We start from the raw sequence: 21801 nt of genomic DNA, 5'->3' as shown, positions 1-21801 counted from the left end.
CGATGATGCATTCTCAGCCCGTGGGTCGGAGGCTGTTTCTCTAGGCGATGACGCCGACGCCGAGGTGCTGTTCGGGCAGTTGGTCGACGCTTTGTGCACTCTCACGGCACCCGACCACGACGATCTGGAAGCCCTGCTGGCCGGGCTCGTGAACGCACTCGCCGGGAATGGTGACCCGGATGGTGTATTCACCGCTACCGACCAGCACGGTCGACGGATTTTTGTCGACAACCCGTTGAGCCGAACCGATGTCGACACCTGCCGAAGCACACTCACGCCGCTGCAATCACAGTTCGAAGAGCGCAGTCGTGGCGCGTGGTTTGCAGCGATAATGGCCCGCTTCGACGAGGTGGCGGCCCACGCTACCGGCGATATCGACTTGCTCTCCCTGGCACCTGACGGGGGGAGGGTGCCCTCGTCCGGTTCGGCCGGCAGCACCCGCTCGTTGTGGCAGCTGCCGCTGGAGCGCCGCACCATCATTCGGGCGTTGGTGTTGCAGATCTCTGCCGGCTTCCTTTTAACCCGTGCGTCTGGTGACAGTTCGGACAGTTCCGACGGTTTCTTCACGCTCGGCCAGGATGTGGTGGAGTTGGCAAAGAAGTCGCCGGACATGTGGAGTCGGCTGAATTGGGCGCTCGATGAGGGCTATGAGATCGAGTATGGTGATGTGCCGGACGGTGCGGCTGGCGCGCACGTGGTGGGTGACATCAATCTGCACGGCAACCTGCGCGCGCTGAACGGAAGTTCGGCGGGTGTGCTGGCCCACGAACTCGGCCATGCCACGGGTGTGCAGATCGACACTACCGCTGATCTTCCGCGCGCCGGCGAATCCTTCCGGGACTGGATCGAACGCCAGCTGCGGAAGAAGTTCACGAATGAGGCCGAGGCGAATCTGGTGCACGCCCGAGCCCGCCACGAGATCCTCGTCAACGCCGGAATCGATATCGACGCGCGCCAGATCCCTGACCGTGAGGGCGTCGTCCGCCTTGTGGTGGACAACACGTTCGAGAACGACACCTATGCCCGCGTCGTCCGTGGGGAAATCACCTTGGAACAGGCCCGCAAACTGGTCACCGACCACCTGATGGCGGACTTCGAGCAGGCATACGAGTCCAATTTCGAGGACCACGGCGTGTGGTACCGGGATTACAGTGCCCACTACATCGAGGAGTGGTACCGGCTGCTCGATATCACGGTGCGGACCGGCCTCGGTCCCGAGGTCGACGCGTTGGTGCAGAAGTCGCACTCGCTTCGTGACGGTGTCGCGGAACTGCTGAATACAGGCTGGACTATCCGATATGCCGAATCGTTAAGGGCGGCTGAACACGTCGGTGACATCGGACGCTTCGTCGATGTCGAGGACGAGGAGATCCTGGTTCCGGCTCACTTGACCGACTCACCGGAGCAGGCCGTGTGGCTATTGCCTGCCCTCGTCGCCAGGGCGCGCGGCCGAGCCGAGGCCGTGACACGGCAGCCACCGACCGAAGGCATGACCGAGGACGGGTGGATCGAGCGGGAAATGCGCCGGCAGCTGGCGCCGATAGCAGCCGATCTGTTGTCATCGGCCCGGACCTGGTGGGAAATCGACCAGACCGACGGCACGGATATCGGCAACTTCACCCGCGAGTTCTACGAAACCAACGAGGACTACGGCGCACTCGACGTCATCGGCGAGGTTATGAACGGCGACCTCCAGCTGAATGAAGGCGTTGCGCAGGTTCTGGAGCAAATGGTCGCCGACCGTACCTCACCGCTGCAGAAGGATCTTCGTCAGGAACTGGCAGACCTCTGGCGCTTGCTGTACTCCGACTCGAGCCCCATGCCCCCTGAGCTCACACCGCCTGGAACGGACTCCGGCGGCAACTATCTGCCGACTACCGGTGAGGCGGGTATCGGCGCTGCCGCAGCAGCCGGTGCGGCAGGGCTGCCCGGTAGCGACCCCGCGGAAGGCGCATCGGAATCCGTCGATCCGGCCGGCACCCGTATCCGGGCTGCCGCCGCCGATAAGGCCGGGACAGCTGATGGAGATTTGCTGTCGATACCTGACGATACTGATGGAAATGTCGATGGTCTGTCGGACCGCCTTCCGAAGTCGTCGGGCCGTGGGCGGTGTCCCGGATTGACGTTGCATGTGATGGCGGCTCTGCAGGCGGTTGGGTCGGGTGCGGGTCCGCTGGTGGCTGCACCCGCGCTGTCGGACGATATCTGGCGATTCGGGTCGGATTCGGTGGGGTTCGCGGAACGGGCTGGTTGGCGGTGGTCCGGTGATCAGTTCCTGGTGGGCGCGGCGCAGGACTCTTCTGCTGCGGGCGATGCGCAGTTCCCGGGCAGTGCGGAGCTGGATGAGTCCGCGGTTGACGGTGCGGCGGTCGCGTGGTTCGAGGACGAGTCCGCCGCGGCCGAAGCCGCCGTCGCGGCGTTGAAAGATGAGCCGGGGTCGTGGGCGGTGCTCGCAATGGACAAACCGGGCGTGGATTACCGGCGCGACAAGGACGCGGATTACGCGCGGGACGGTTACCGGGCGTTGGCGGGTGGGTTACGGGGTACTGCGCACCTGGTCGTTGTTCGTAATGTGGGTACCGCGGATGATCCGAGGCTGGTGGTCATCGATACGGATGATTTCACCGATGTGCAGGTGGAGGCGCTGCTGTCGGGCGACATCGAGGTGGCGACGGGTGCCGGGATCGATTTCGCCGAGGCTTCGCGGAAGTGGTCGGGGGTGCGCCGGCTCACGGTGATGCGCTGCACCGCGGCGGAGTTGGCATCGCCGTTGGTAGGCGAGCCGCCCAATCCCGCATACGGTCCGGCGAACCCGTTGGAAGGGTTCGGCCGGGGTACGCCGTCGGATGGGGGGGATCAGGACTCCGCCAACAGCGAACCCCTCACCGACGTCCCGACCGACGTCCCTGGCGAGTTCGGCCGGTGGCTGGCCGCGACCTATGGCGGGTTGTGGACACGCGGTTTGGAAACGGTGACGACACAGCAGTGGCTCACGGCCCTGCGGTACCTCGACCCGCACGCCCGGGTACTGGTGGACGGCCTGTTCTGGAACCGCCCGACCGATGCCCACGTCCTCGCCGCCGCCGAACCGGCCCTCCGCCGCGCCATCACGATGCTCCATCCCGGCGCCGCCCCACTGCGGGCCGACTTCACGGCCGCGATGGGCGAACCCCCAGCAGCATCCGAGACCACGATGGAAGCCGCGCCTTCCCGCCCGGCTGACCCCTACGACCACTTCATCGCCGCACGGGAAAGTCTCGAGGAGCTTCGGTCCGCGCACGATGCGCTGCTCGCGTCCGTGGACAGTCCTGGATTTGCGCGCGCCCAGGAACTGACCCGGCAGTTGGGCGAGCTCCTGGGTGTGGCGCACTCGGCGGCGCAGCAGCAGGTCGCGGCGCTGGTGGCGATGGCAGGTGAGCTGGGGGCGGATCCCACGACGCTGGCGCGGGTGGTGCGGTCCATACAGTCGGCCCAGGCAGGAGACGGTGCTCGACCCGCGGGCAAGGCCCTTCCACCGTCGCTGTTCGATGCCGTGGTTGCCGTCGGGGAGTCGGAGGCGGCCGTTCGACAGGCCGAAGACGAGATGTGGCTGGCCAGATGCCGGATGTGCGAGCTCGACCTCTTCGGCGAGGCTGTGCCCGACGCGGAGAAGCGGTGGGCCGCGCCGCTGGAGACTCGAGCCGTATCAGAGCTGGGAACGACGCTGCGCGGCTGGGGAGTCGACCTCGAGACCCTGTCCTCGGTGGCCGAGATGGTGCGCGCGGCTGTAGGCCACGGCACGGGGGTCGTGGCCGCGCGGCAGGACACCGACGGCACCACGCACATCGAGATACTGCTGCCCGGCCTGGAGCGTTACGAGCTCACCCTCAGCGACGGACAGCTGCGCTACCATGCGGAAAACGGCGACCTCGAGGACATCGTGAGGCGGCATTTCGGCGAGCTGCTGGCCATGGTCGCCGACCACCGGCGCCATCCGCTCGAACTGCCCGGCGACCCTTTCGAACTGCTCGGCGACGCGCCCGGCCGATCCGCCATCGACGTCACCGTGACCGGCCGGAAGCCGTGCCGCGTACTGACCGGGACCGAGGGCCTGGACGTCGGACCGATGTACGAGACCACATTCGAAGCCCACGAAATCGAGCCTTGGCGCGGTTCCGATGAACTCGGCATCGTGCACACCGACGACGGTGACCGGCTTGTGTTCATCCGCCATCCGAGCCGGCTGCAGTACCTGCTGACCTCCGACCACGAGCTGCGCGAGCTGGTACTCGCCGGCATCGACGTCTACTACTGCCAAGGGGCGTCCACGCGTTCCACGATCGGTGCCGTGGCCTTGGAACCGGCGGAGATCGACGCCGACGAGCTGCTACGCCATCACGGAATCCGCGCCGTCGGATTCGGTGATGAGCGCCTGGACCCGGCGGCGCTGCGGGTGGCCGCCCAGACTGTGGCCGAGCTGTCGACCGCCTACGGGCCATTGCGCGGGGTCCGGATTCCCGGCAGCGAGGGAATTGTCGGCGGTGACCAGGGGAGCTGGTTCACTCTCGACCGGGACCTGTGTGACGGATCGCTGACTTCGGACGAGCTGCGCGTGGCCGTGCTCCGGGGCTTTGCGGAGCGGCTCCCCGGTCTGGTGTCCAGCACGTCCGCCTGGCCGGCGCACACACCTGAGCCGGTTCCCGTTCGCGATATCGAGGGCGCGCGAATGGAATTCGGCGCGACCCGCGAATTCCGCCCGGACGAGGCCGATTCCGCCACCAGGCACCTTGCGGGACTATTGGGGCGGGGCCAGTTCCGTGGAGTCGCGACCAGCGTTATGACCGTGGTGTCCGAGGCGCTGCGGATTGGATCGTCGTGTCGCACCACAGTCGAATTGACCGGTAAGACAGACGAGTTCACGCTGCGGATCGATGTGGTCGATGATCACGGTAATTCCCTGACGCTGACGGTGGATTGCAGCGTCGGCGTGTGCGTGCCGTCCGTGGAGATCGACTGTGGTGCACAATATCTGGCGTGGGTCGGGGTGGGGCACCGCGCACTGACGACGTTCGAGGCCGGTCGCGGCATCGGCGTCGGACACCCTTCGCGGTCGCAGTCGCGGGAAGCGCTGGCCGCCGCGGTCGGGCGTGACAGCAGGCTCACTATGATCATGGATCCGGACGCTCCCGGGGGACTGGAGTTGGCGGTCGCTGTCGACGGCGTCCGGCCGCGGCGGGTCGACTATCACGTCGAGCGCGAGTCCGAAGGCTCGCATCCGCCGTCGGAGGTCAGGGACTTCAATCGTGCTCTGAATGCGGCCAAGCAGCGGATGGGGGCCGAGGCGTCGGAGCCGGAAATTCCGACGACCCTGGGTGACCTGTGGCCGGCCGTTGATGCGGCCGACCACGAGTTGTCGGCGCGACGCGCCGAATATCGTGCATTGCAGGTACGGTTGCGGGATAGCGACTTCAGGCTGGCGCGGAGCTTGGTCGGCGCGTTGCACGAGGTGGACGCGATAATACACGCGCCCGCCGACGTCGATGTCTACCGCAGCAATGACTTCGCCGACGATGACTACGGCAACGAATACGATCTGACCGCCGATATCGCCGAGCTTCTCCGCTACGCGGTCCATCTGACCGACACAGCGACTCTCGCTGCGGCCGTGGCCGCGATGGCCGCCGAATCCGCCGATGCGATCGGCGACGTCGATTCCGACTCCGATGACCCGTTCCGGCAGGTGATCGCGTTGCGCGCAGCGGAACTGCGCCTGCGACATGCTGAGCACCACCGCGCCGAGGTACTGAAGGCGCTGAGGTCGAAAGCAAGCGGGAGCGTCGACCCCAACGGCAAATCCCCGGGCCCGGCGCACGACGCGGGACGGCGTTACGACGAAGACATCGCCGAAGCGGCGCGGCGGCAGGCGATCCGGGCCGGGGTGCAGGGCGACTATCCCGCCGACCGGCTCCGCGCCGCGGTCGAACGGCTTGCCGAGCTTGCGGTGCTGAACGGGATTACCCTGGCGGAGTTGGATATTTCGGGAGGCCAATGCATCCCGACGGTGCTGCGGCTCTGCCACGAGGCCGAAGCGGCAAACCAGCAGGATCGGGTGGAGCGCTTCGACGCGATGCTGGCCATTGCCGTCACCATGACACCGGTCCTGTCGCCCGGCGCCGACGGCGCGATGCACGGACAGTGGAACGTGCGCCGCGGTGCCGTCGATCGGTGGAGTGAGTTGTGGCTGTGGCTCGGTGACCTGAAAGCCGTGTGGCCCGATCGCGCCGTCACCACGACCGAAGAGCCCAGCCGGGGCCGCATACACACGCACACCAGCCATGTCAGCGCGATCGATGACCTGCAATCGTGGATGGCAGCCGTCGCGTACGACCACTTGAACGACTCCGACCTGGATGTGTCGGTGCGCATCGAAGGCCCTGCCGGCGCACGCTCCCTCGTCGTCGAAGTCGCCGGTCAGGACTGGTCTGCGCGATTCGCGGCCCGCGAGGACGACGAACCCGACGCTCGGTCGGAGCCCGCAGGCACCGCGCCGACGACCGCGCTCGACCGCGCGCGTGCCGGCGCGATGATCGCGTTGGTCATTGCTGATTCCGATACTGGACGTCTCGCCGTTGTCGGCGAGCAGGCGCTTCCAGCCGACAAGCTGCATACGACCCTCAGAGGGCTTGGTATGGCCACTGATTGGGATGAGGAGCAGAAGGCGCAGCTGCGCGAGATCGTCGAAACCCTGGCCGCGCGGTTCAGGCCGATCCACGCACACACAAGCGAGGGGGACGTATTCAGCCGGGGTCGAGAGTCCGAGTGCATTGTCTACAAGGTCGCCGACGAGACCGGCGAGCTGCAGGAGTTGCGTACCGCGGTCATCGGTCTGCTCGCTGAAAGTGGGCTGACTGTACAACCGGAACCATTCGACGAAAACGATTGGAAGGCGCACGTCACTCCGAAATTCGGAACGGACGACCTTTCGGAGCTGGAACCGGGGTTCGGCAGTGTGACCTACGTCGGTATCGCCGTTGCGTTCGGGAATGAGTGGACCATTTGCCGGTTCAGCGGGGAGTCCACTGCCGGCCTCGACCAAGATTCGACACCTCGGCCGAGTAATGGGGACACTGACGCCGAAACCGAGTTGCCGGCGACCGGAAGTGCGGCCCGGCGTGAGCACGCGGCGGCGGTATCGCTGGTCCGTACTGCAGTCCAGGCGCTGCCGAAGGTGGTGCGGTCGGCTGTGCTGTCGCTACCCGGCGACCATCGGCTGACGGCGGAATCCTGGCTACGGGGAGAGGTGCCGGAAGAAGCAGCCTCCGCCACCATTGTTCAGTTGGCGCATATGCTGACGGCGTCGAAGAGCCCAGAGCATCTCGATGAGCAGATCGTTGCCCACAGTCTGGAACGAGGGGACAATCGCTGGGATCGGGCGCTGGGCGATCTGTCCGAGGAAGATCGAGAAGTCCTCGAGCTGTTGCTGGCGGGAGCCACGGACGACCGGATTGCCGAAGCCCGGTCCATTACGCCGGACGAGGCTGCTCGCGCCCGCGCGCAGGTACTGCACGGTGCCGCGCAGCTGTTGCGCGACGAGTCCGATGCCGACGCGGTAACTGGCGTGATCGCCGCGGTCGAACGCGATGCTCCGGGCTATTTCGACACGTGGTACGAACGATTGACCACCCGCCTCGAATACCGCTATTGGTCCACCGGGATCGTCGAGGGCAAACTGAGCCATATTGTTGCCGAACAGCTCAGAGTCGGCGAAGACGAGTTGTCCGCCCTTCGATTCGATGTCGTGAGAGCTCTTCTTTCCCCATTGACCGATTCCGGCGCAGCGCAGCACCTACCGGTTGATGTCGCAAGCGCGGGACCAGCACCGAGAGTGCTGTTCACAACGGGTAATGCGACAGATGACCTGGAAGCCGCGCGGGGCCGCCTGGTGATCGCGGGGACCGCGGCGGATTCGGAAGCCGACCTGGTACGTGCGTTGACTTCGCAGCTGCGGAAGTCCGCGGTACTGCGGGAACTCGCCGAGCTCGAGTTTCCGGTGGAATTCCGCTACGGAGATGCGGGAGCGTGGCCCGCCGCGTCTGCAACCGGTCGCGTCAAGTTCGCCGAAGGCTTCGTCGTGACCCATGGAGTGGACGGAACACGATATGTGGACGGTGCAGAGATCATCGGCGAAGTGTCGGCACCCGTTCAGTGGGGGGACACCGAGGGCACGACGTCGGTTGTGGCGGATATCTGCGCGTTGCTCGGTACTGCCGAGGCCGCCAGGCATGCGGAACCGATTGCCCTGCTGGTGAATGAGTTGGTCGAGCATCTGCCTGCTGGAGGTGAGGGCACGGTGCGAGCCGAACGTGCCCAGGGGCTGGTGCGAGTCACCGTTACCGGAGGCGGGCCGCCGGAAAGTACTGTCCTGCGGCTCATGTCGGCGCTGGCGCACAGGTCCGGGTGGAACGGGACCGAGTGGGCCGGGAAACGGCGGGTTCCGACCACGCTGTGGTTCGAGTTCGACGATGCCGGCGCCGACACCTCGGGTCGGATAGCGGAGGGCGTGCCCGCCGGCGGGTCTGCGCCGGCGCGCGCCCCGGAGCCGGTGGAACCCCGCCCTGACGTGGCCACCTCCTCACTCGGTGAGATGGACGACTACATGCGGCTTTTCGGCGAGCCGTACGGGGAATCCCCTTCGCGGGTGATCATGCCCGGGACCGTAGAGCTCGTCGAATTCGGTGACGGTTCCGCGGAGGAGACGGCGCCGGTCGGCAATATCGATGAGTTACGGGAAGAACTGGACCGATTCGTCGCGGACGATATCGTCTACCTGGTCGAAACCTGCCTGGCCGCCGGGGTGACGCCGATCCGAATAGCGAAGAACACCGTCGGTGTCGAGATCACCGCCGGGCGTGGCTCGGAACTTGTCAGCTTCATGGTGACAACGGGATCCGATGGGGCACTCGATTGGCAGGGAACCACCCAATTCGAGTACGACATCCGTTTGGCGGGTATCGGTGGCGTTCGGATTGTGCAGAAACTGATCGAAGACTGGCCTCCGTCGGCGAAAATGGCGGCCTTGCGGTGGCTCGCCGACGCGGTGCTGTTCGCCGGAATGAACCAAGGCGGCTGGCTCCATCTGCATCTGAGCGGTCGCCCCGGCGCTCAGCAACTGACAGCGGAGGTCACCGATCCCGCGGCGCGTGTCGGTGCCGAGGCCGTGTTCTCCGAAACGCCGGACGAGTCTTCGGTGATTCGGTTCGATCCGCAGGTGTGGGAGGGCGATGTCGATTCGGGCCCGGAGCCGGAGGGGGTGGCTGGCGACGTCGATGCGGATATTGCTCCCGATGAGCAGCCGGGCGACCTCGCGGCCGCATTGCGCGCCGTCATCACTGGCCGGACCGAACACAAGGCCCGGCTGTTGCGAGAAGCGGTGGAAGTCGCAGCGCAGACCGCCGACAGTACCGGCGACTTCGGCGCCGAGAACGAACTGTTCGCCCAGGTGCTGGCATACGTCCGGTGGACGGGCCTGGTCGCCGACGACACCATGGACGCCGATATCGCCGAGCTGTGCACCGAAATGGTGCGGCTGGCAGGCGACCCGAATGCCGCCCCCGGTCGGCTCGTCGACGCCAGTGCGCAGCAACATCGAGCGATTCGAGAAGCCCGCAGTCCGGGGGCGCCACTGGTGGCTGACGGCACCGTGCTGGTCAAGGCGATCGACCCCACGACGGGCGAAGGATCGCTGGCAGACCTTCTCGGCATGGCCGCCTGGACAGAGCCGTTCACCTGGACCCTGGACTCCGCCGACGACGATCCGATCGGCATCTCCGATCGGCTGCTTCGTGAGATCGCGCTCGCCGACCTGCCACGGGCCCAGGTCGATGCGATCTGCGCCGGCACCGTCCTGGAGCTGATGAACAGCCGGGCGATCGGCCATTGGCCGGCCACCGTGACGGTTCGGCACACGGCCGACGGAATCGAGGTCGAGATACGAACTGCGAACGGCCGACCTCGGACGCTCACATATCCAGCTGGGTCGGTGTCCGGGCTCGCGTGGGGGTTGGACGACTGTGCCGGGTTCTCCCTGGGGGCGTTGCGGGTGGGATTCTCACCGACCCGGACCGGTCGCGAGCATGTGGCGCGCGTGGTGCCGGTGGGCTGGACAGATGAGGCCGGTTCCGAAGTTTCCGGCTCCGAGGGCTCCTACATCAGACGTGCGATGAAGGGGAGGGACTTCCGGACCGGTGCGGGGATATCCCGGGAATCGATTGCTGCGGAGTTGGGCCGCGACGGTGCCGATACAATGACCGTCGCTGTAGCCGAGGATTACGGCTCGGGTGACGTCGATGGCCACATGTTGCTGTTGAGCAATGATGTGGATTTCGTCGCCGCCTTGGTCGAATCCGAAGGTGGCGGGCCGGCCGAGGTGGCGGCGGTGCGGGCTCGGTTCGCACGCGGTGAGAACGTGTGGATGTACGATCCGGTGCAGCGACGCTGCCGGGTGTGGGATCCGTCACTGATGCCCGCGCAGAAGTGCCGGACGGGTGTGGTCGCGTACGGCGCAGATACTGACGAGGTTTCTTTCCCGGGCGCCGACCAGGTACTGGTCTTGAAGACCCGATACGGCCGGGAGCCGGGCGCGGTACCCGGTCCCGATCCGGAAATCATTGCGGGTTCGCATAAGGACGGGTCGCCGACACCCCCCGTCGGTGGATTCGGCGAGGACGCGATACGACGCGCTCTGACGTCGACCGACGGTAGGTTTCGAACGTATCCCGCTGACGACGTTATTGCGGCAGCGGGCGCGATCCTCGGTGCCAGCGGCGGTAGCGAACCTCTGATGGACGTGCGCGTGCGCCCGGATCAGTCCGGAGTGCCGCTGGTGGAATTGGATACCAGGCTCGGCTTCACGCTGACCGTGAGCAGTCGTGCTATCCAGTACACCGCGACGATCGAGCAGGGTGATACCGAGAAGATCGACGTACTGCGTAGGCATGTGGCGCAGCTGTCGGCATTGGTGGGGGCCGAGTATTCCGAACCGCTGGATCTGCTGCTCGGGGCATTGCCGGAAGAGAACGGAGACTCCGGATCGGCCCGGCAGCAATGGGACCGGCAGATCCGATCCGCGCCGACCACGGTGACCCTGACTGTGGCTACCGGACTGCGGTGGCGGGGACTGCACGGTGGGGTGAGCAGTGCGGAGTCCGAACGTCCGATAGCGCCGGTGTACGAAGCGGTCCAGCGGACGGACGCCACCGGCGATCCCGTCGAGATTCGCGTCGAAGCACCGGATTCGGCGGCGTCGGTGCACTATGTCGAAGGGCGCGACGTGGCCGCGGCTGTGCAGCGCGACAAGAACGCGAAGAACCAGGTGTTCGCCGCGCTCCATGGGGCCCGGTACGCGGTGGTCGAATACCGGGTGGGTGATGATTCCCTGCCGAGTGGGTGGTCGGCGACGATAACTGGGGGGCACGTATATGTGCAGGACAGGGCCGGTCTTTGGCACGGCTCGAATGGCCGTGTCGTCGATGAATTCGACCATGGCCTGTGCTGGACGGGCTCCGGGCTGATCACGACCGGGCCTCCCGCGGACTGGGTGCGGTTCCCACGTACGGAATCGACGACCTTCCCGCAGTGGGACGACAGAGCAGCGGGTGCAGTGCACGACCCGTTCATGTCGCGCAGTGCGGCACAACTCATTGCCCTTGAGATCCCGTACGGCACCGAGCAGGAAAAAACGTGGCTGGACAGCCGCTTGTACGACGTCGTGCGAGATACGGAGTTCCCCGACGAGTGGACGTCGCTGATCTGGGACAGGTGTGCCGCGGCGCTCCGGTCGGCTCGGGATTCGGGCCGGGAGGTGCGCGAAGTCTGGGTGGGCAGGAAGCGAAACGCGGTATCGCTCTATTTCGTCGAAGACGGGACGCCCTGGTACTGCCTGCGCATTTCCGAGAAATACGGTTCGCTGGAATCGTTTACCGAGATATCGCCTGCCGGTTTCGAGCCGGACGCCGCGGTCGGCATGGTTCGGCGCAGTATCGAGGATTCCCTCCGTGGAGTGCCGCCGGAACTACGGTTCGATATGCAGCAGAAGATGCTCGGGGAGGCGCAGCGGCCACTGGATGATGCGCGGCGGGGAACCACGCCGGGGCATGTCTGGATGTCCGTAGGCATGGAGCCGGGGAACTGGAATCCCATGGTCTCCTCCGTGAGCCGCCCGATCAGGACGTATGGGGCGCCGACGGTGACAGTGGATGCCGAGCTGATCGCCGGCCGCCAGGCACTGGCTGCCATCGCCGCCGCACGGGGCGATCACCGGCCTGCCGCAGATATCCCGGTGAACCCGGGACCGCGCCCGGACCATCGAGTAACCATCACCGGTTCCACCGATTCCGGAAGCACCCCGGATATTGCGGACTGGCTGGGCAGCTGGGGATTCGGTGCGTGCACAGCCGAAGTGTCCGCGATCATGGCGGAGTGCCCGGCCGGCTCGCTGACCGCATCGATTTGGTCTACGGCGGAGCATGCCTGGCTGCTCGTGGAGTTCTACGACGATTCCGGGGAGCGGCGGGTGACGCTGGATAGTGTCGGCCACGACGGCGATCCCCGGATCGTCCGGATGGTGGCGCCACCTGTCTCGGCCGCATCGGCCACGGATGCCGACCGCGGCGAGCATGCCGATGATTGTGCCCAGGTACGGCGCCTCGGGCAGCGGGCGACCCGCCCTGCCACAGCGGATGCCGGTCCGAATGGATCCGGGGCGATCCTGGCCGATACCTATCGGGTGGTGGATGCCGCCGTGCAGTGTGCCCGGCCGGGATGTGTGACCACCGAGATTCTCGACGGTTCGAGTGTTCGGGTTACGGTGGAAGAGGCTGGCGGTGGCGGCACTCGGATGACGTTGGCCGAGCGGGCCCACGGTGCCGACCAGTGGCTCGATATCGAGGTGGGCACCCAACTGGCGGCCGACGAACAGGGCCGGATCCTCGACGCTGCGGTGGGGTGCCTGCCTGCTGGTGGGCCGGCGGCGGCTGGCCCATGGGTCGGAATGCTGGCGGAAGCCACGGATCGATCCCAGCCGATCCGGCTCACGCTGGCGGGCACGGAGCCGCCCGGGATGGTGGCCCACCGCGGCGACCGGACCGGCGATCCTGTGCCGCGGATCGAGTTGTCGCCGGATACTGCGAAATTCGTCGGGCAGGTAGCCGGCGAGATGACACCCGAGGCACTGTCCGCGCTGTCCGCGTCGCTGGTGAATGCCGTTCCGGGGGTGTCGATGCCCTGGCTGGCCGAATGGCTGGAGGCCGGGATCACCCCTGGCACCAGGATCGAAGTGACCACGCGCCCGGACAACTCCGTGGGTATCGAGCTGTACCAGCTGGGAGAGGAAGGATGGTGCGACAAGCCGTTCCACGGGCTGTCCATCCCAGCGGTCCGACGACCGGCGACGACGATCGACGGCACGGTGAAATGCCGCTGGGACAAACGGAATATGAGCGCGCAGCTGCGCCACACGTTTGTCGACATGGTACGGACCCAGCTGCTCCGGGTGTGGAGCCACGGCGAGAAGCTTGTCGAACTGCACGATTACGATCGGACGCTCGCTGCCGCGTCGGCGCTGGCCGTGGGCGGGGATCACCTCGATGTGGTCCAGGCGGGTCTGGCCGGGATTCCGCAGCAGAGTCGACTCCGCCTGAGTGTGTCCACAAATGTCGGACGCGAAGTCGGCTACGTGGCTGTACCGACAAGCATGGTCGAGTTGGTGCAAGACGAGCTGGAAATTGCGGAGCGCAACCGCCGTCGGAGCCTCGGGGAAGTGGGTTGGGACGGTCTGGGGGAAGCGAGGGCCGCTGAGGCCAGTGCGGTGGCCGAGCGCAAGCATGACGAGCTGAGAATGCTCGCGGAGCACCCGTTCCTCGGGGACCTTCCCCCAGTGTGGGATCCGCGGTTGGGGACTTTCAGACCGGACCTGTCACACGACCTACCCGAACCGGCCGATCTCGAATCGCTGGGTATCCCGGCCGATGTGGCCGCACAGATCGTTGCGCTGAGCGCGACCGTCGAGTGGAGAGACGGCAGGCCGCACTACCGCACCGAGGATATCGAACCGTGGGCTCTGGACCGCATGTTCCGGTTCTTGATGGAGAAGCAGGAAAACCTTCCGCATCAGTTTTCGATCATGCTGGAGGTCCTCAGCACGGCATCCGGTCCCGTCGGGATGCGGCGAAAAGCAGAGCAGACCTGCGATAAGTTCTTCGCCGTCAAGTTGGAGAAGGACGACGGCAAGCCGAAGAAGGACGACGGTGTCCACGGGCGTGCGGAGTTGCTCGCGCAGGTGAAGGCAAATCTGGCCGATGAGGCCAGGAAGGCCGAAATCATCCGTGCGGCGGCAGAGATCGTGAACGACCCGGAACAGGCGGATCACCTGTTGGAGATGTTGGAAAGCAATCTGCACACGATGACCTTCATGAGGAGGTGGTTCGTCGATGACGAGGGCAAGGGCGATGGCGTACTCGGATATCCCCGAGTCGACTTCGACAAGCTCACCAGCCCTGACGGCAAGCCTCTCAGCAATAAACAAAAAAAGAGGGAGAAAGCGAAATGGAAGGAGGCCGAGAAGGAATGGTTGCACGCTGAGCAGGAAAAGAACGATGCCCGGGTGAAGTACCTGGCCGGTAGAGAAGGTGCGCTGGTCGGCTTGGTTGAGGCCGTGCTTGTCGACCACTGCGCTCGCAGTATTCTGAAAGAAAGGTCGGAACGGAACCGGAAGCATCGGAAGTTTTCTCCCGAGAAGGCGTTGTCGGATCTACTCGAAAAACCCGACACCTGGATCGAAGAGGCTATCGATCGGGTAGGTGCGGAGTGCAAGAAAGCGCTGCCACGCACGGATATCGACGATTTGATCGAGATATGGTCGGTGGAGGAGGCGGAGCGCCGGCAAGATCAGCTGCTGACACGTCTCGACAACTGGTCCGGGTGGATCGAGAAGGTCGTCGCCTGCCGCGAGTACACGCTGCGCCGGGTCTGTGGTGGTGACAGCTCCTTCGATGGGGTGCGATGGAATACCGAACACGGGATCGAACCGGTGATTCCGGTGGTGGGCGACGATCCGATTCTGGAGATCGCGTTCAGCTACTTGACCGAACTGTTGGTCGAGGTGGAGGGCGCCGGACCCTACGGCTGCAAGGCCATGGAGCTGAATGCAGACGGCAGCATAACGATAACGCTGAAGAATGCGCCACTCGACGAGATTCTCGGTGCCCACATCGCGGCCACGATCTATGAAATGCTGCGGGGCGAAAAGGTCCATGTCGTCATGCTGGTCGACTATATGCACGAGCAGCCCGGTCGCGCCGAAATGGAACAGAAGTTCGAGGAACTGAAGAAGAGCAACCCGGCCCTGGCCGACGAACTGAAAATCCCCCTGATCAAGGGCGAGTCGGACGGTGTCCTCACCTATACCGATGAGGCCAAGGGCTACTCGCTCATGTGGCATCTCCACAATGCCGATGTACTCGGTATCGCACCGCAGCACCTCTTGCAGGTGGATGAGGGCAATGTTTCGATCGAGGGTCTGCTGGCGTATCTGGAGAAGGTCGCCGAAATTCCGGACAGCGACGTCGAGATGTATTGGGCGTGCCGCGATCACGAAGGCCAGCACTTCGCCGAGGGGGGTCACTGCGGTGCGCTCGTCGTCGACGAAGAAAGCGGCGAGGAGAGGCAGTGCGGCAAGAACCTGTGCCGGTACGGGCGGATCCGCGGGGTGGATGTGCGGCTCACCGAGGAAGACGGCACGGGCACCTGCGAGGCGCTCGATCTCGGCGCGTACTTCCGGGATGGGCTGGCTTTCATCCGCAACGGAAGTATTTTCACCGCCGTCTTCCTGCGCAATTATATGCGGGACCAAATGTTGAAGGTCGGCACCGGCGCACAGGCTTTGGGCCTGTACTACAACAGCGCGGGATTCGAGGTCGACGAAACGTTGGCGACCGAACCGGAGATGATTGCGGGTCTGGGATTCGGGATAGCGAAGGAGTTCGAGCGGGTCGCCCTGGTTCTTCGGGAGATCCTTTCGGATAATGCGAAGCTCGCCGAGATGTTCCGGAGGCGCCATGTCAGCGCGCTGTTGGGTGATAAGAACCGCCACGATGTCGGATATCGAAAGTATGAGGCCGCCCTGGCCGAGCAGGATGAGGCCGCGGCCCGGGAACGCGCGGAGGCAGAGAAGAAAAGAAAAGCGGACGAAGAGAAAAAGAACGAGGCCACGACCCGGGACACTGCGGCCGCTGAGCCGAGGGTTAAGTATGTGGGCTCCGGGCGGGCCCCGAAGCCCCCGGCAGGCACATCCGGCGCGCCGGCCACACCACCAGCTGACCTGACGCAGGCCGACGTGGCGACGTCGTCCTACGTGAGGTCAGCTGGTGGTGATGAGCTGGCCAATGTTTGCGCCCCGCTGTCGCTGGACCAGTTCGGGGAATGGGGAATCAGCGGTGATTGGCTGCGCAGGCAGCCGTCGGATCCGGCGGGATACACCGAGGACCAGATATTCCACGCAACAGGTCATCGAAAACTCATGGAGTACTCCGACACCGAGGGCGGTCCGGGAACACGCGAGGCGCTGGTCGCGCGGATTCCGGTGGGCGGCCGCGCGCTGGCTGTCGATGTGTACACCAACGGGGCCCACGCCTATGTGATCGAGCGGGTCAGCGTTGACGAGGTGCGGGTCTACGACCCCGCGCGTCAGGACTGGATCGACTGGGATCTCTTCATCCACCGCGAGTGGTCGCGCAACCGTTTCCCGGTGCGGGTACAGCGCACCGTCGGCACGATTTTCACCCGCGAGTCCGGTGTTGCCCCGGATATCGCCGTCCGGCGCCGGACGACCGGCCTCATGCGGCAGCCGAGGCTGTCGTCCCCCCGCTACTCCGACGGACCAGAGGGTCGCGAGGCTGATTTGGGCGATACCCGGATCGGGCTGACCGAAGGCCGAGGCTCCGCCGAAGCCCACTTTCGGGAGGAACCACCCGAGGAGGGCGGGCCGACGCCGGAACCGGCGACCGACGAGATAGACCCGGGTGGAGTCGCACCTCCGGAGGTCATCGAGGCAGATACCTTGTTCACCGATGCCGTGGTGGTGGACGGCACCGGTGGGCGAGCGTTCGTGGGCAGTGTGGCGGTCAAGGACGGGATCATTGTCGCGGTCCGTGAGGGGCCGGGGGCCGGGATTGCGGGTGTTTCCACTGCCACCTCCATCGACAGCCGCCGCCGGACGCTCGTGCCGGGATTCATCGATACGCACACCCACGCCGACAGAGCGCTTTTCGACTCGCTGGAGGAGCTGATCAGCCAGGGTGTGACAACCATTGTGATCGGCAACTGCGGGCTGAGCCTGCAACCAACCGCCGAGGACACGACCGCGACACAGCCGGTGAACATCCTTGTCGAGCCCGGAGAGCTTGCCGAGCGCAAGGCGCGCTTCTTCCGGTCGACCAAAGAATTTTTCGCGGCGGTCGCCGCCTTGCCGCCGGTGATAGACGTGGTGGTTTTGGTGGGGCACAGCATGCTGCGGAAAGTGGTGATGGGTGATGATCAACTCGATCGGCCGGCGACCGACGCGGAAATCGCCGATATGTGCGAGTTGCTCAGGGACTCATTGGAATGCGGCGCCGCGGGTATGAGCACCGGAACCTTCTATCCACCGGCGGCGGCGGCGAACAAGGCCGAGCTCATCGCCCTGGCGAAGGTGGTGGCCGAGTTCGATGGTCTGTATGCCACTCATATGCGGGAGGACTCCGGTAGCGAAGCAGACCTCGAGGAGACTTTCGATATCGTCCGGGCGACCAAGGGGTCGGTGGCGAACGGCGTGCGATGTGTGATTTCGCATCTGAAGTATCCCGGTGCGGAAAACCACGGCGGGGCGCCGGCCGGTTTGGCGTCCATTGCGAACGCTCGTAAAGACGGCTTGCGGATTTGGGCGGATGTCTATCCGTACGAAGCCGGATCGACCATGCTGGGCATGGATTCGGTGCGCGAATCGAGCCGCGTGATGGTGGCGTGGTCGGAGCCGCACCCGGAGATGCAAGGGTGGGACCTCAGAGCGGCCGCCCTGGCGTTCATGGAGCCGGAGCGTCTTGCTGAATGCTTCCGCGGCGACCAGGCCACTGCTCTCGCGTTCATGCAGCCCGGACGCATCACCGAAGTGTTCGGAAACGATGCACAACAAACCGAAACCGGCTTCCGGCAGCTGGATTTCGGCAAGTTGACCGTGGACGAGCTTGCCGCATTCGAAGCCGGCGGCATGGTCCGAGAGGCAGACAAGGCACAGGCGGTAGCGGAGCTGAACCCGGCTGGCGGGGTGTTCTTCATGATGACCAAGGAGGATGTCGAGATAATCGTCGCGGATCCGGACGTTCTGTTCGGCTCGGACGGTCTGCACCACGACGCGCATCCGCATCCACGCCTCCGTGGTAGCTTCCCGCGGATCTTCGACCTGTTCGTGAACGCCGGCCTGATCCGCTGGCAAGGAGCCGTGCGGAGGACTACGAACCTGCCGGCGCACGTCCTCGGATTGGCCGACCGCGGAGTAATCGCGCCGGGCAAGAAGGCGAATCTGGTGCTGGTTGATCCGGAGAACTTCCGTGACAACGCCACCTTCGAGGACCCCGCGCAGGTGTCCACCGGAGTAGATCTGGTGATGGTCGATGGTGTCGTCGTCTGGGAGAAGGCAGAGGGCGAGACGGTCCCGACGGCAACCGGTCGCCGGCCCGGTGAGGTGATCCACCGGGAAAAGCTGGTTCCGGAAATCGCGCCGTTGGTTGCCACCACAACAGCCGATGAAGCCGGACCGGCGGTGTCACCGGGTGGTGCTCAGCAGACCGGATCCCAGTCGGCGAGCCCCTCCAGGGAACCGACCGGAATCACGGTTTCGGCCGGCCCGGCCGGTGCGGTATCGCCATCCGGCGGTCGGTCCGAGATGGATCACGCGGTCGCGGGTACCGGGGCACCCGTGAGCCGGTCGGCGCCTGCACTGCCCGAGACGGGCGATCCGGCTACGGTGCTCGGCTGGATCGCCGAGTACAGGCGTATCGGTGTGGAACCGCCGTTGGATCTGCTCACCGACGAGCAAGTGGTGCGGCTGAAGAAACATCTGTGCCGCGATCAGCGGGTACGTCCCGAACAATTGGAGAATTTGCTCGGAGACCGCGGTAGGACGTATTTCCGGAATGGCCGGATGGAACGATTCATCGCGGCTCGGGAAGCCATCCGGGGGTTCTTCCGGCCGATACCGCGGCAATTGTTCGAGCAAGAGGTTCATGAGCTCTGTAGGACGGGTGATATTGCGGCGGAGGCGGCGCGGCGGGCGGGGGCCGTTCCGGAACCGGCGATCGATGGAAAGCAGCTGCTGCAAATCGGATTCGAATACAGTCCGGACTTTCGAAGCGAAGCGCATCTGAATCTCCAGCGTCGATTCCGGGTACGACTGAACGAATACCTCGCGGGACTCGATACCGACGGGCTTCGAGACACGCTCGCGGCATGGTTGGACGGCGAGAACCAGGTGATCGACGGGGTGATCGACGCTGCGGTCGCCGACACCGCTGCGGCTTACCTGTCCACGGCCCGGGGTTTCCTGAAGTACGCACCGGCTGAAGGGGAAGCATTCGACGGGGAACGCGCCAATGCGGAGGAAGCTGCGGCAGAAGTCACGACGACAGTCGGCGAGCGCTTCGGTGCGCTGCAGGAACGTATCGCCGGAATACGCCGCAGCGCCGAGAACGAACTCGCCTGGGCATTGCCTTCGGCAGTGCCGCCGAAGGGTGTCGATTTCGAGGACATAGCCGAACAATTGGGGATCGAGACAACCGGGCCGGCCGCGGACGAGCGAAGCGTGTTCTTCCGCTCACTGCTGGCCGGCGATTTGCTGCGGTCCAAGTTCCCCGAGATCGATGCACTCTTGCTGGACGGAGGTTCTATCGGACGTATCGGTACCGGGACCGGCCCGGAGAGTATTCCGCCGAACCTGCGGCTGGACGCAGAATTGGCCGCGCAACTGTATACCGTGGTCGATGGTCGCGCGCATATCGTTGTGCCGATCGATCCGGTGGACGGGCCACGAGATCAATCGTCTTGGTCACGTGAAGAGCTCGAGGGCTTCATCCGCTGGCATCTATGGCTGGAATCGCTGGGTATCGACCGCGAACACCTGCTACCCGTCGACGGCGGAAAAACCGACATCGTCGAGTATCGGCGACTCCTGGAACAGGAATCGGTCCACAACTCGGCAATCGATCGGGAACTCTCTCCGCGCGAAGCCCGGTACGGCGCGAAGTTCGCCAGTGACGAGTTCGACAATTACGAGGCCGGGCGCCGGAATCTGAATGTCGGACACTACTCACTGGGTGACGAGAGCCGCAGAGGCGAGCTGATGCGCGCACAGCGCAACAACCAGGCGCTCGGCATGGTCCACAGCTCGGCTGTCTATTCCGGAATTCGGGCTCAGGCGCCTTCGGACGACGCGTACCTGGCGGCTATGAAGGTCGCTCAGATCCGGGAGATCGAAGCCACCTTGGCGGGCATGGCAGCGGAAATCGCGTGCCCGGCGAAACTCGCGGAGCTCATCCTGGAGTTCGGTCATACGGCGGGAACGGCGGAACTGGCCCGGGCGAAGAGCGCGATGCGGGCGGTGGCCACCCGGGAACGCCGACGGTCGCCCGGAACCTGGATGCATACCGCTGCATTCCCGGCCCAGCATTACGGGGCCGGCGATACCGTGGATGCCCGCTATGCCGACGCCGCAAGGCGATCTGGCGTGCCATATAGGGACGGTTCGGATTCACGCGACGCAGTGGCGAGTGCTGACAGTGGCGAGACGATCGGACGGTCCATGGCGTCGGGTGCCGGCGACCTCGAGCGGCGGCTGGGGGAACTGCTGGACCGGGCGGGTGTGGACCCGGCGGGTCTGTCGATCGAGCCGACGGCTCGTGCCGCGGAGCTGCGTGCGATCAGTGATGTGGTGCTGGAGTCGGTGGCCGGTTGGTTGGGTGTCCCTCCCGACGGATGGCGGGACTGGCTCGCCGGTCTCGATCGGCGTGCCGATTCGCGATTGGTCCTGGCGAAACTCGGGATCGTCTGGGATTACCTGCGTAACAGGCCGAATCGGACGGCACCATTGGACGAGGACTGGAGTTTCGACCCCGGAACCGCTTATGTCGCCGCGTTCCTTCCGGGTAACGACGATGACGGTACGCCGTACCAGTTCACGAACTGGGTCGGCGATCTGCCCGGCTCGGCCCGGCAGGCTATCCAGATCGCGGTGCCCTCCGGGGATCTGGCGCCCGGGTCGATGTACGCGGAGCCGGAATCGGCGGAGTGGCGGCGGCGGCTCGAACAGGGTGGGCTGCGGGGGATTCCGATCATCGAGGACCCGCACGCCCGCAATACCCGGGAGAACGTGCGTAACTTCGTCGAGAAGATGCGGGAAACCGGTGTCCTGCAAGGTCCGGACACCGGCCCACTGCCCATTGTTCTCGTCTGCACACCACAGCATGCGCGGCGGATCATCGCTTTCATCCGGGAGATCGCACCGGAGATCGGGAAGATCGCTGTGGTGGCGGTGGATGTGCCGGTGGAGGTGTATCTGCGCGAAGGATTGCGGCCCGACCCGGCGGTACCGACCCCGCCGGGCGATGTCGCGGTCCCGATCCTCACCGAGTTGAAGGGCCTCATCGAGTGCGCCCGCCGAGGTGAGATCGCCGATCAGAACATCCCTGATTCCGTTCGGGATGCGTTCGACTGGTTGTGCGCGGTGTTCCCTGAAACTTT

Annotated in this window: 1 protein-coding gene (running past both ends of the window); it reads left to right on the top strand. The window is 65.3% G+C overall.

This entire window lies inside a single protein-coding gene on the top strand: locus tag NFL01S_RS01370, encoding an amidohydrolase family protein. The 62271-nt coding sequence extends 25586 nt beyond the window's left edge and 14884 nt beyond its right edge, so the window shows coding positions 25587-47387 (codon 8529, partial, through codon 15796, partial); the first codon wholly inside the window starts at position 2. Both the start codon and the stop codon lie outside the window.

The sequence above is a fragment of the Nocardia flavorosea NBRC 108225 genome, from assembly GCF_001613385.1.
Lineage (GTDB): Bacteria > Actinomycetota > Actinomycetes > Mycobacteriales > Mycobacteriaceae > Nocardia > Nocardia flavorosea.
The sequence above is the reverse complement of the archived record's forward strand: the minus strand, read 5'-3'. Positions and strand labels throughout refer to the sequence as shown.